Origin of the sequence: Streptomyces albireticuli (genome assembly GCF_021228125.1) — a bacterium.
Taxonomy (GTDB): Bacteria; Actinomycetota; Actinomycetes; order Streptomycetales; family Streptomycetaceae; genus Streptomyces; species Streptomyces albireticuli.
This window is the reverse complement of sequence record NZ_JAJQQS010000025.1, coordinates 83753-96293: the sequence shown is the minus strand read 5'-3', so window position 1 is coordinate 96293 and position 12541 is coordinate 83753. Positions and strand designations below refer to the sequence as shown.

Here is a 12541-nt window from a genome sequence, read left to right as displayed (position 1 = left end):
CGGTCACCATGCCGCCGACGGCCGCCGCCCTGCGGGCGTACCGGCGCAGGCGGCACGACCCGCTGGAACAACTCCCACAAGCCGTCCGGCACCAACCGCTCAACAAGCTTCGTCGTCACCCCACCACCTCACCCCACCACCATCCCGCAGATCACACCAAACGAAATGACTTGTAAAAAGCGCGCCGAGCGCCTGATCCACACCCAAGCAATGCTCACGCTCGCCCGACGCCGGGTCAACGTGCTGTGGGCGATGCTGAGCGACAAAAGGCTGTTCACCTCCGTCCCACCGGTCACGCAGACGGCTTGACAAGATCATTGAGATTCTCCTTGATCATCGGATCCGCCGTCTATTGGACACTCCCCGACTACGACAACGGCCAACAAGCAACAGGACACAGCGCTACCGCACAGCGCGGTAGGTAAGCTCCACCCTTCGTGTTAATTGAACCCATAACCTCGCCACACGAGACATGTGTTCGTCCTACAGCAAGGAACTCAGAGTTTCCTTACGACACGTTGTCGTGGCCATATAACTTTTGGTTCTTACCCACAAGATCATGCTTGCGGAGGGGGAGCGATCATGATGAGCTGCGCCCACACGCCCACACGCCCACACGCCCACACGCCCACACGCCCACACGCCCACACGCCCACACGCCCACACGCCCACACGAGCACCCAGCGTGGCGACAGGTGGACATTTCACACACCCGACCCGTCACTTCGCGGACCTGTTCTCATGGGTGGTTCCGGAACTGCTTGGGCGGTACCCCGCGAACGAGCCGCAAAGGTTAACCCGGAACGCGCATAGGAAATCCTGAGCGTCACCCTCATACCGTGCACCGTTCCCGCACACAGTTCCTCGAGCTCTCAGCCAGTGTCCGTCCATTGTCCCGTGGAGGCTTCTATGCGCTCGGTGATCGGATGGAACGGCAGCATCTCATCGGCTGCCGCCATCATCGGCGCAGGACATGAGGTGATGAAACCCGCCAACGCCCGCCTTCTCTGGGGCGGCCCGGCGCCCCTGTGGGCCGTCGGCGACTGGCGCCCCGACGAGGTGCGCGTCGTCCGCCTCAACTGCCTCGCCCACCTTGCTGTCCTCGGCCGCTGCGGTGCCGACGACGAGCAACTGCGCACCGGGCTCATCGCCGCTCGCGGAGGTGCCCTGCGGCACCTCACCACCTGGCCTGGCAGCTACACCACCATCGCTCAGGTGGGACGCCGCACCAGCGTCGTAGGCGACCTGGTCGGCGCCCGCCCCGTCTTCCACACGGCATGGGCCGGCGGCACCGCCTACGCCACGGCCGCCCTGCCCCTCGCCGACCTCATCGAGGCACAGCTCGACGTCGGCCACCTCGCCGCCCTGCTCGCCTGTCCCGACTCCCCGGAGGCCCTGAGCGACGGCACGCCCTACCTGGGCGTACGACGCGTACCACCCGAGCACGCCCTCGTCCTACGCGACGGCACACGCGACATCACCAGTTACGAGCCGACAGCGTCGCTCGCCGTCTCCGCTCCCCGGACCCGCCCAGAGCAAGCCGTCGGAGGCATCCGCGACGCTCTTCTCGACGCGCTGCGGACCCGCTTTGACGCCTCCCACCACCACACCGAAACAAGCCACGGTCCCACGGGCGGCTACACGAACGGCACATCTCATCAGGCGGAACTCGGGACAGAGTTCCGCCATCACTACGAACAGGCTGACATCTTCGGCAACGAGAGCGACTACCACGAATCACTGCACCATACTCCAAACCCGCACAGCAAAAATTACCATCCTCACAGACCGCACCGCTTCAACCCAGACGCTCACTCGAACGCCACAGAGAAGTCCAAGAGTTTTCCTGAAGTCCACTGCCGAACAACCGGAATTGGGGCTGACCTCTCGGGTGGCAGCGCCTCCGCGACCCTCGCTCTGCTAACCATTGGGCTCGCTGACTCGCCTGATACCTCGCCGAGAACACGCAGCAGACAGAACAAACGCATCCGAGCCATCACCTACGACGATCTCGCACTACACAGCAATCACGGTCACCAACACGAAATGGACCGTGCCCGCGCCATCGTCGCCAACTACCCCTCTCTTTACCATGTAATCGTTACCGCCAACACTAAAGACCTCCCCTACGCCGCCCTAGGAACCGAACCCCTCACCGACGAGCCTGGCCCAGCCATCGCTTCCGCTGCCCGTAACCGCCACCGGCTCGCTCAAGGCGGCAGCGACCACATCACCGGCCATGGTGCCCGCCAAACGCTAGACGCCCACCCTGCCCGCCTCGCCGACCTCCTCATGGACCACCGTTGCGGGCACCTGCTTAGGCCCCTCTCAGCCCTAACTCGCGCAACCGGCCTTACTGCGCACTCCCCAGCCCTGCCCTTCACCGTCTACCGGGCAGCACGCCATCTCACCCGCACCACCTATCGCGAAGCCTTGGAAGCCACCGCAGCCCATATGCTCCACCTCAGCAGTCTTCCCACCGACGCTCACCCTGGCCTCCCTGGCCACCCCTCCCTCACCGCTCTTACCTGGTGCCGCCCAGGACCCGCCGCACGCTGGCTGACCAGAGATGCTCTAGCTGAAGCGGCGGTACGCCTCCAACACGCAGCCATTCGCTCTACCACGCTCCCGGCCCGCCCCGGAGAACGGCGCGCCGCCTCTGCACTCCACCGCCAAGCCGCTAACCACCACGTGTACGAACAAGCCATCAGCCTCCCCGACCAACGCTTGCACGCCCCCTACCTCGATAATCAAGTAGTCCGAGCCTGCCGCGCAGTCCCCGAAACCCTGCGTGTCCAGCCCGGGGCACGCGCCCACGTGCTCCGAGCCGTTCTCGCCGGCACCGGAATCACTGGTCTTCCACCCGGCTGGGGCACCCCTTCCCACACCCTTCACACAGCCATGCTCCAAGCCGGCATCCGCGCCTCACTCGGCCCCCTCCTTGACCTCTTCCACACCTCACTCCTCGCCGAGGCGGGCCTCATCAAAGCAGCCACCGTCAGAAACGCGCTCCGGGCAACTGCCGAAGGAAAACTAGTAACTTTCTTGGACGGGCTCACAGAGCTCATCTCCACCGAACTCTGGCTAAACCAACTTCTAGCCCACGGCGCCACCCGCCGATCTATCAAACCCCTGCCACATCAGTGAGGATCTTCAGGGAGGGCACCGGGTCCCAGTAGTTCTCGCGGAAAAAAACAACGCTATGCCGTGCAGCAGCCTCTGATCTGGGCTGATCCCCGGGTGAAACGGCGCGGTGACCATGAGCGGGTCGGTAGCGTCGCGGCCATGCTGAGCGCCGACGAGCCGCCGCTGAACGACCTGAGTGACGAGTAGATCCAGAAGCTCCTGGGCGAGATCGCTCCGAAGGTGAAGGAGCTGATGGAGGGGGTCACCCTCGCGACCGACTACTACAAGGAGGGCGGCTACGACCGCGAGACGTGGAACCGGCTCTGTGACGGGCTCGCGCACGAGGCGATGAACCTGATGGTGGCGCTGTTCGCTCCGGCGCACCCGTATCTGGCCCGGGACTGCGAACGGGCCGTGCGGGAAGCTGCGGGCATCACCCCGCGCGAGGGCGGGATGCGTGAGGCTCTCCAGCAACAGGTCGCCAAGGGGCTGCTGATGTCTGTGCTCACCGTCGGGCAGCAGACCATGGTCGAGCCCGAGGAGTGGCCGGACGAGCTGTCGGCCGCGGTGCTCGGCGCGGTGCGCAGCTCGAAGCGGATCAAGGCCGACCCGACGATGGGGAACCTGCGCGACTAGAGCCCCGCTTGTGGGCGCCGAAGGGTACTGGAACTCCCGTACTGCTGTGGGTAGTTCGGGAGTTCTCTGATGTCCACGCCTGCTGGCCGGGTAGGGGTAGTGCCCGTCTGTGCTGATGCGAGTGGGGTGGGAGGGGCCGATGGCCACGCGGGTGTTCTCGGATGAGGAGTTGGAGGGCTTACGGTCCTTTCCGGCGATCGGGCGGGACGAGCTGATCCGCTACTTCACCCTCACCCCGGCCGACGAGGCGTTCCTGCGGAAGTTCCGTCGCTCCCAGAACGTGCTCGGCGCCGCCGTGCAGCTGTCTGCTCTGCCCTGGCTGGGCTTCGTCCCCGACGACGTGCCGACCGCGCCGCCCGCGGCGGTCGGCCGCCTGACCCGCCAGCTGGGGCTCGTCGCCGGTGACCTGGCGGGCTACGGCGCGCGCGAGCAGACCCGCACCGACCACCTGAAGGAGATCGCCGACTATCTCGGGTGGAAACAACCGAAGGCCATCGAGCACAAGGAGCTGGACGAGTTCCTGCTGGCCCGCGCGATGGAGCACGACTCCCCGAGTCTGCTGTTCCGCCTGGGCTGCGAGTACCTGCGCTCGGCGAAGGTGATCCGGCCCGGCGTGGTCACGCTGCTGGAGAAGGTCGCCAGCGCCCGCACCGCTGCCGAACAGAAGACCCACGCCCGGGTGGCCCACCTGCTGACCGGGGAGCGCACCCGCGGCCTGGACAACCTGCTGGTCGTCGATCCGGCCCTGCGGCCCACGCGGCTGCACTGGCTGGCGACCGGGCCGGTGCAGGCGTCGCCCACCAGCGTGGGCGGCGAGGTGGAGAAGCTGGTGTTCCTGCGCGGCCTGGAGGCGCACAGCCTCGACCTGTCCGCGCTGCCCGCCGAACGACGCCGCCACCTCGCCTAGATCGGCCGACGCCTGACCGCGCAGGCCCTTCAGCGCCGGGAGGCGAATCGGCGTCACCCGATCCTGCTCACGCTGCTGGCACAGTCCGCCGTCGATGTTCTGGACTCCGTGGTGCAGCTCTTCGACCAGGCCCTGTCGGGCTCGGAGTCGCGGGCGAAGATCAAGCTGCGTGAACCTCTTCATCTTGTCCCGCGAGGGTGGAACGGGCAGGTCAGAGGCGGTGCTGGTGACATGGCAGAGCCCCTTGTCGTTGGGGTGTTGATCTCACTCGACACCGGCGCCAAGGGGCTCTGTTGGTTCCGTATCCTGCCATGCTCGACGTCCCGCACGAGTTGGTCGAGCATGTCTCGTGGCTGATCCATGCCCGCCGGCAGGGACTGAAGTCGCCGTGGCGGAGGCTGGGTTGTTTCAAGCAGGCCCTGCTGGTACTCGCACATCTGCGGAAGAACGAGACGTTCGCGCAGGTCGGGGCCGGTTTCGGCGTGTCGGAGGCGACGGCCTGGAGGTACGTCGACGAGACCCTAGTTTCAGCGGATTGACGGTTACGGACAGGACGGGGACAACGGGACTGGTACTCACGTTTGCTACAGGTGTGGAGAATCCGCTGGGTGTGACACTCTCCGCCAGGCAATTTGCGGCAGGTGCACCCAGGGCTGGGTCGGATGGCTGCAGCGCGCCGGAGGACCCCGCGCTCGCGGTATGTGAAGCCCGGCGGCATGAGGCGGGCGACGACCGCCGCGCGGTCTCGGGAGAGCGTCCACTGGGCAGGTACAGACCACCCGGCCGACGGAGATGTGAGGCACACAAAGCCGCATTCGCGGTCAAACGGGCACGCCGGGGCTGACAAGACCTAAGGGTGTAGTGCAAAATGGCAGCGCTCCTTCAGTTTCGGAGGTACGCAAAGGCCCCTCTTGTTGAGGTGCTGGTTCTGGGTGAACCGAAAATTGAACTGTTCGAAGCGGCTGCAACCGGTCGAACAACTCCCCCGCGAGGCCCTGCAAGGCCGGAGCGGAGATCAGATGGGCGCTCAGCCGAGGTGACTGCAATCACCGGAAGGCCGAGTGACCCGGGCGGCTAGAAGACCCGCGTGCGGGCGCCGCCCCAAGGCTTACGTCATCTCAACCCCCGCCCGGTGAGAGGCGTACCCATGCCCGGACCGGCGCGGAAGCATGCAAAAGGCACCCAACCGGAGCGACGTACGCGTCATCGCTGCTACGGCGGGTGCCTTGGTGTGTGTCTGCAAGAAGGTACGGGTAACCTGAACCATGTCGAGACCATCCTGTAGTTGGTCTGCGGCCGTGCCCCGGAGCTCCACCTCGCGGGGCTCAGCCATGTCTGTGTAGATCTTATCCACCGACACACTACCCCGATCGCGGCCCTGCCAGGCATGCCCAAACCACCCGTGTCGCCGTGCCTGCACAGCCGCCTGACGGCCTGCCAGCACACATCCGTGCCGGCCCCCTCGCTGCCCCCACGGCACCGGCTCCGGCATGATGAGCAGCATGCAGACGACGCCGACCGACTCCCTGGACCTGGACGTGCCCACCTTCGCGCGCCCGGTTCAGCAACGCCGCTACGCCGCGGCCATGGAACAGATCGCCGCTCGCCGCGCCCCCGGCAGCCGGGTGAGGGCCTACGTCAGCGCCGGCCCCAGGGCCGTGGAAAGCCCGAACTGGGACAACTGGCTCGAGCACATCGCAGCACAATTGCCCGACGGCGTGGAACTCCTCCACTACCGCAACACCTTCACCGAAGACCGCCCCTACGGCTGGGACGCCCTCGCCGACACCCTCGACGGGCTGATCGTGGTCGGAAAGCAGAAGAGGCCGGGAGGACGCGTCTACCTCCTCGGCCCCGTGGCCCGGCTCGAGCTGCGCTCGCTCATCGCCACCAAGCCTGTCCTCCTCTTCGCGCACACCCTCGGCCTCATCCCGGCCATCGACTGCAAGAGCCAGGTCATGCCCCGCGATACCGCGCCCCGGCTGAAGCTGACCGCCCCCAAGAGGTGGCAGCGGGACTCGCCCACCCTGCAGGCAGCCCTCACCGCTCTGACCCCGCCCGGCAGCCCAGCAGACGACACCCAGGCAGCCCAGACCGTGGACCACCTGGCCCTCCCCTTCGCGACGACCCGCTGACGACCACCTGGGCCGCTGACACTCCGTCTCGTCGCCTCCTAGCGGGGCAGTTGTCAGGTGAGCGGGAACTCGTACTCGATCACGGGGGTAGTGGGCGGGGGCGACAGCGGTGGTCACCTCAACGGACCGGCCCTCCGCCGTCTGGCCGACGTGGACGATCTCCGTGACGCTCCGCTCAAGGCTGATCTCCAGCACCCCCCGCCTCGGTAGGCAGCCGAGACGACGTGTCATGATCGCCGCCGGACGGACTCAGGCAGCACCTCAAGGCGGGTCTCATTCCGGTGACGAGGCGCTATCACGTCGCGGTAGTGATGATCGAGGCTCAGCACAACCGGCCGGGCCAGCTTCCAGGCCAGCACCGCATTCACAGAATCCGTCAGCCCGACAGCCGGATACTTCTCCATCACCCCTTCCGCCTCGGTCATCACCGCGATGCCGCCCTCAGCGATCTGCACGCGCCCGATCCTGGTGAGCCCGTTGATCCGCCGCAACGCATCCAGCGCGGCCCGGGCACCGACCTTCTCGGTCAGCAGGTAGTCCAGCTCTGCCATGACCAGCTGCGAAACCCACAACCGACGCGGAGCCATCAACGCTTCGACGGCCCCCACGTGCCCGTGATCCTTGCTGTTGAACGCCGCGAGGAGCACCGAAGTGTCGGCCACGGCCGCAGGCAAGGCGTTGACACCGAGCGCCATCACTCGTCTCCTCGCAGGTACCCGTGGGATCGCTCGGCGAGATCCTCGGGACCGTCGAACAAGGCCCAGTCCCCCACACGCGGGTCCTGCCCGAGCGGCGTTTCCGGCGGCACAACCACCTTGCCCGCCACCCACAAAATCGTGGCCTCCTCCGGCGTGCGCCCCGTCATGGCGGCGTACTCACGCAGAAACTCGGCCGTCTCCCCCACCACCGTCACGGACGCGGTAATCGACGCCCGCCCTTCTGCGGGCGGTGTCTGTGGCGGCTGATCGGTCACAGTGAACCTCCTTGCACTTCTGAGTCCACCAGGTTCAACGAGACGTACGCCTCGTCGAACCTGAGAGCGGTTGATACGGACCTCCGGTTGCTGCCCTTCCCTGATGAGCCTGCAAAGCCGAAGGCATGGCCGGAACCGCCACGATCCGAACAGGTCATTCAGACGCTGCCAAAGGGGCCGGGAGCGGGCAAACATGCGCTTCCTACCACGTAGGAAGAAGGACGCCCAACCATCCCGCAGGACGGGCGGCGAGCAGCCCCTCGACGCACGCGATCGGCCGTGTCCTGTCGTAGAGGCAGAGCGGTCGTCACAGCTGAGCTTGCCGCTCGGCTAGGGTCGCCGTCATGCCTCGCCTCGCTCTCTTCGACTTGGACAACACGCCCGTCGACCGACAAGCGGCCCTCGCCGTCTCCGTCTCCGGAATGTGCGAGGCAGCAGGCTACGGGCCGGAGATCGAGGCATGGATGCTCCATGAACTGGCCGACCGGCGGGCCCACAGGACTTCGCTCGGCTCCGCGACGCCTTCGCGCTCGAGGAACCTGCCGCCCAGCTGTCGCAGACCTACGTGGACCGCATGGCGACCGCCGTGACCTGCCGCCCCGCGGTCCTCCAGGGCCTGGCCCGCCTCCGATCCGCAGGCTGGACGATCGGCATCGGCACCAACGGCGCCAGCGACATCCAGCGCACCAAGCTCACCGCAGCCGGCCTCGCCGACCTGGTCGACGGCGTCGCGGTCTCCGGCGACCTGGAAATCCGCAAACCGGACCGGCGCCTCGTTCGTTTCCTGTATGACAGGAGCTCCGAGGTCAAGGCGACCAATGCGGCAGTCGATGCAGCCGTCGCACTGGTGGATCACTACTTCTGGGGTGTCCGGAGGGAGGCCGTGTTTTGCCAGGAGAGCCTCGTAACGTTGCCTTGACAGTGGGGGGAAGCGGGTATCCCAGTCGGGTGCCCTTTTTGAGGGCGACACGGCGATGGCCTGCTTAGCGTGGGTGTTGCGAGTGGCCCGCTGTGAGAGCAAGGCAGGGATTCCGAGTGCCACCGCTGCGCGTACCTCTTCTGCTGGATCCCTTCCGAGGTCGAACCACTCGCCGTGCTTCCGGTAGGAGCCGAAATAGCGGTGCAGAGCTTCCTCGAGATCACGCCCTCCCGTAAACGTCGCCAGCAGGGCCAGCGGGACGGGAGAGCCGACTTGGAGGGACCACAGACGCTTTTCAGGGGCCTTGCTGCGTCCGATCTTGACGATTCGCGAGCCGGGCGAGCCGACTACGTATACCTGCTCAGTCATGCGCCCCCTCCAACTACGTGGATCGAGCATTCACTACGTCGGTTCACTCACGCACCAACCAGTCGATGACACGGGCTGACTCCTTGGGCGGGGACGCCATGGTGTCCGCAGTGAGGTCCCCGCCCGTTTGCGAATGTGCTTCCAGGTCCCCGCGGGTCGCCTCCCCAGCCGTCCCGGGAGGGGAGAGTGATCGGGGCTACTGCTCATCCGGATCGAGGTAGTGGAAGGTGGGCTTGGGGTGCATCAGGAAGTCGTGGTGGGAGATGTTCCACGCGTAGGCCCCCGCCATAGAGAGCGCCACCAGATCGCCAACCGCAAGGCGTTCCACTGGAACTTGGCGGGCGAAAACATCCTTGGGCGTGCACAGTTGGCCGACGAGTGTGACTGGCTCCCCGCCCATGGACGGCCCTGTGGTGGTTTTCGAGGGCAGCACGACAAATGGATGATTGTGGTGCTTGGTCACCGGTGTACGGATTTGCATGGTGCCACCGCGGAGCACCGCATACCACTGGCCGTGCGCCTTTTTCACGTCCAGGGCCTCGGTGACGTACCAGCCGGCGTACACGCTCACGGCGCGTCCGGGTTCGATACGCAGGGTTTCCCCGGGCCTAGCGAGGGCCGCAATCTCCTGCCCGTACGCTGACCAGTCGAACCTCTGGTCAGGGGCGGCGTAGTCGACAGCCATGCCACCACCCAGGTTGAACTCCGGCTGGTCCACGCCTGCCTTATCCATCCATGGGCGAGCCCACTCGAGAATCTCGACGGACTGGCGCCGCATCGCGGGTGCGCTCAGGCCAGAGGCGAGGTGTGCATGGATGCCACGCAGTCGCACCCACGGCGCTGTGGCGAGGATGTCCCGGCAGGATTCGACTAGCTCAGGGTCCATCCCGAATGGCCCGCCCATCGCGAGTGCGACCCCTGAGCGGTCGCCAGCGAGATTGACCCGCAGAAGCACGTCGACCTCGAGGCCGGTGCGGCGCGCGAGGCCGGCCAGCCGTGTCAGTTCGTAAGGGCTTTCGACATGGATGCGCTCGACCCCCAAGTCCAGGGCGAGCTCCAGCTCACGATCGGTCTTTCCCGGGCCGCCGAAGGCCAGCCGCGCGTCCGGCAGGACGTTTCGGACGTGCTTCAGCTCGCCGCCAGACGCAACCTCGATGCCGGCCACGTAAGGGGCCAGGGCTTGCAAGATCGGTGCATCCGGGTTGGCCTTTGCCGCGTAGAAGATCTCGGGCGCTCCAGGGAAGTCCAGCGCCTTCTGGATATGGGCGGCATGCGTACGTAGCGCGCCCAGGTCGTACACATAGGCGGGAAGCTGCCCGGACGCGGCGAGACTGACTGCCTGCTCGGCGACGATGTCGGTAATCACTCGCAACTCCTAGCTGTGCTGTTGTCAGGTGAGCGGGAACTCGTGCTCGATCACGAGGTAGTGGGCGGGGGCGACAGTGGTGGTCACCTCAACGGACCGGCCCTCCGCCGTCTGGCCGACGTGGACGATCTCCGTCACGCTCCGCTCAGGGCTGATCTCCAGCACGCTCGCCTCTGCCTCGGTAGGCAGCCGGCTGGGGACGATGCGCTCGCTCGCTGTGGTCTGCCGGTAGCCAAGGTTGGACAGCGCCGACTTGATCCCGCCGTTGATGACGGGGCCGGGCTCCTCCAGAACGGTGCTCTCGGCGATCTCCAGGGGGAACCACGAGGCGTTAATCCTCACCGGGATGCCGCTTGCGAGCAGTCGGCGTCGTCGGACCAGGCAGAGCTCGTCGTGCGCTACGCCTAGAGCGTCCGCAACTTCTGCAGGTGGCACGGCGCGTTCCACCGTGATCTCGTGCTGAGGCTCCAGGCCTATCGCCTTCACATCGCTGTCGAAAGCGCCGCGGTTCCCGTCACGCTCACGGGTCGTCCGAGAGTAGCGGGCGGCCGAATGCAGCATGGGCGGCAGCCACGTGACGATGGTTCCGCGCCCTTGGCGGGGGCGGACCAGTCCTTCTGCGGCCAGGAGGCTCATCGCACGATTCACCAGGCTGCGTGACGCTCCGTACTGCTGAGCAAGCTCCGGCTCAGGCGGCAGGACGGACGCCGGTGGGTAGCGGCCTGCCCTGATGTCCTGGCGGAGCGCAGCGGCGATCTCTCGGTATCCCAGCCTCTGTGGGTGCATCGGTCGACTCCTTGTCTATGGGCTCACGACATCACCGTAGCAGTCGTCAAACGTTTGGCGAATCGCTTGACGTGAGGTTCCTCGAGCGTCATCCTCGAAAACGACAAACGTTTGGCGTTTGTCGCCCCACAATCCATAGCGCAGCACCGCATCGAGTTGTGTGATCGCTCACCTGATGGTGGGTGCCGGGAGACGTACCACGAGGTCCCCGGTCGGCTCGTTGCGGGCGCAGCCCGACAGCAGTTGCGCTGCCTGTCCCCCACGGCCCTTCGTAAGCCCGTGGCGGGCGGAGAACGCAACCGTTTGGAGGACACCTATGAAGCACAACGGCCGGTTACCGCTACAGGCGAGCACCATCCGCCCCGACCTCATCAACCTGCGCGACGGCGAGAAGCGCGCCATCGTCTGTCCCGACTGCCGCGTCTGGCGGCCCATCCAGGACCGCATGGTCACCGCGCACCGGGCCGTGCCGCACAGCGGCCAGCCCCGGCACCGCCGCTCCGGCCCGGATCGCACGCCCCGCTGCCCCGGAAGCGGCCAGCGCATCTGGATCGACCTCACCGCGGACCAGTGGCACGCCCGCTACGAGAAGCTGGCCAACCGCTACCAGAACGAAGGCATGGACCCCGGGTCGCGGCACGCCACCCGTGTGAAGCGGCTGGGGAGCACCCCGGCTCCGGTGGTGGTGCCGCGCCAGCGGGCAGCCGAATGGGCCGCAGTCCGTCCGGCGGTCAGCCGCACGGACACTGCACGCCAGGAGTACCCGAAGGGCGACTCTCCGGCCGACGGCCCGGAAGTTCCGCGCAGGACTCTGCACCCTGCGCGCTGACCCGAACCACGACGAACGACCACGGCCGCCTCCACCCGCGATGAGCGGGTGGAGGCGGCCGTGGCTGCTCGCGCCCCGCAGCTGGCTGAGAAGACGCCAGCCTCACCGGGGCCCGCAGTCTTCCGTCCCGGAATCCTCCGGGACGGTCTCTGCACCACGGAAAATGAGGAGAGATCAAGGTGAGCACTCTCGCACCGCCGATGTTCCCCAAGCCCGCCCCTGACGCCGCCACGGCGAGCGCAACGGGGACGGTCCGCCCCTTCGGGGTGACCCTCGCCCTGCCGGTGACCCGCGACGTCGGCACCGAGTGGGCGAACACGCTGTCGTACTGCCCCGAGCGGCAGCTGACGGTCACCGCCGACGGCCAGCCGTTCATCCACGCCCCCTCGATGAAGACGCAGATCACCTCGACGTCGCAGACCGTGGAGGACATGCAGATCGCGACCGACACCGAAAACGACACCGACTGACCGTCAGCACAACGAATGACACAAA

Annotated in this window: 11 protein-coding genes and 4 pseudogenes; 9 read left to right on the top strand and 6 right to left on the bottom strand. The window is 66.6% G+C overall.

What is annotated here, in order from left to right:
• Positions 1–119: pseudogene (locus LUZ64_RS38115) on the bottom strand (IS5/IS1182 family transposase); the annotation flags it as partial.
• A gap of 52 nt (positions 120–171) precedes the next feature.
• On the opposite strand from LUZ64_RS38115, the pseudogene LUZ64_RS38110 reads away from it, so the two are divergent.
• From LUZ64_RS38110 to LUZ64_RS33270, 6 genes and pseudogenes are all read left to right on the top strand, one after another.
• Positions 172–309, top strand: a pseudogene (locus tag LUZ64_RS38110) (IS110 family transposase); the annotation flags it as partial.
• Positions 310–909: 600 nt separating this feature from the next.
• A complete protein-coding gene (locus LUZ64_RS33290; RefSeq protein ID WP_232390562.1) occupies positions 910–3147 on the top strand; it encodes an asparagine synthetase B family protein in 2238 nt (745 codons plus the stop codon).
• A gap of 231 nt (positions 3148–3378) precedes the next feature.
• A complete protein-coding gene (locus LUZ64_RS33285; RefSeq protein WP_095582581.1) occupies positions 3379–3762 on the top strand; it encodes a hypothetical protein in 384 nt (127 codons plus the stop codon).
• A gap of 139 nt (positions 3763–3901) precedes the next feature.
• Positions 3902–4669, top strand: coding sequence for a DUF4158 domain-containing protein (locus LUZ64_RS33280; RefSeq protein WP_211305085.1), 768 nt, complete (start codon positions 3902–3904; stop codon positions 4667–4669).
• Between the two features lie 311 nt (positions 4670–4980).
• A pseudogene (locus tag LUZ64_RS33275) lies at positions 4981–5193 on the top strand (helix-turn-helix domain-containing protein); the annotation flags it as partial.
• A 978-nt stretch (positions 5194–6171) separates the two neighbouring features.
• Positions 6172–6804 carry a hypothetical protein gene (locus tag LUZ64_RS33270; RefSeq protein ID WP_095582583.1) on the top strand — a complete coding sequence of 211 codons (633 nt, stop codon included), beginning with the start codon at positions 6172–6174 and terminating at the stop codon, positions 6802–6804.
• A 227-nt stretch (positions 6805–7031) separates the two neighbouring features.
• Here the strand turns inward: LUZ64_RS33270 and LUZ64_RS33265 are convergent, their stop codons facing one another.
• Positions 7032–7499, bottom strand: coding sequence for a PIN domain-containing protein (locus LUZ64_RS33265; RefSeq protein WP_095582584.1), 468 nt, complete (start codon positions 7497–7499; stop codon positions 7032–7034).
• Entirely contained in the window at positions 7499–7777 is a 279-nt protein-coding gene (locus LUZ64_RS33260; RefSeq protein ID WP_095582585.1) for a hypothetical protein, read from the bottom strand. The genes LUZ64_RS33265 and LUZ64_RS33260 overlap by 1 nt, the downstream gene beginning before the upstream one ends.
• A gap of 574 nt (positions 7778–8351) precedes the next feature.
• Here LUZ64_RS33260 and LUZ64_RS33255 point away from each other — a divergent pair.
• A complete protein-coding gene (locus tag LUZ64_RS33255) occupies positions 8352–8696 on the top strand; it encodes an HAD family hydrolase (RefSeq protein WP_232390561.1) in 345 nt (114 codons plus the stop codon).
• 141 nt (positions 8697–8837) lie between these two features.
• Here LUZ64_RS33255 and LUZ64_RS37905 read toward each other — a convergent pair.
• The 3 genes and pseudogenes from LUZ64_RS37905 to LUZ64_RS33245 form a co-directional block, all read right to left on the bottom strand.
• Positions 8838–9065: pseudogene (locus LUZ64_RS37905) on the bottom strand (GIY-YIG nuclease family protein); the annotation flags it as partial.
• Between the two features lie 196 nt (positions 9066–9261).
• Entirely contained in the window at positions 9262–10431 is a 1170-nt protein-coding gene (locus LUZ64_RS33250) for a type III PLP-dependent enzyme (RefSeq protein WP_232390560.1), read from the bottom strand.
• 24 nt (positions 10432–10455) lie between these two features.
• The gene (locus LUZ64_RS33245) at positions 10456–11217 is read right to left on the bottom strand and encodes a GntR family transcriptional regulator (protein WP_095582586.1); all 762 of its coding nucleotides are present in this window, start codon (positions 11215–11217) and stop codon (positions 10456–10458) included.
• A gap of 316 nt (positions 11218–11533) precedes the next feature.
• On the opposite strand from LUZ64_RS33245, the gene LUZ64_RS33240 reads away from it, so the two are divergent.
• Both LUZ64_RS33240 and tgmA read left to right on the top strand, forming a co-directional pair.
• A complete protein-coding gene (locus LUZ64_RS33240) occupies positions 11534–12046 on the top strand; it encodes a hypothetical protein (protein WP_095582587.1) in 513 nt (170 codons plus the stop codon).
• Between the two features lie 179 nt (positions 12047–12225).
• On the top strand, positions 12226–12516 hold the full coding sequence (gene tgmA / locus LUZ64_RS33235) for a putative ATP-grasp-modified RiPP (protein ID WP_232390559.1): 291 nt from the start codon (positions 12226–12228) through the stop codon (positions 12514–12516).
• Positions 12517–12541: the final 25 nt, after the last annotated feature.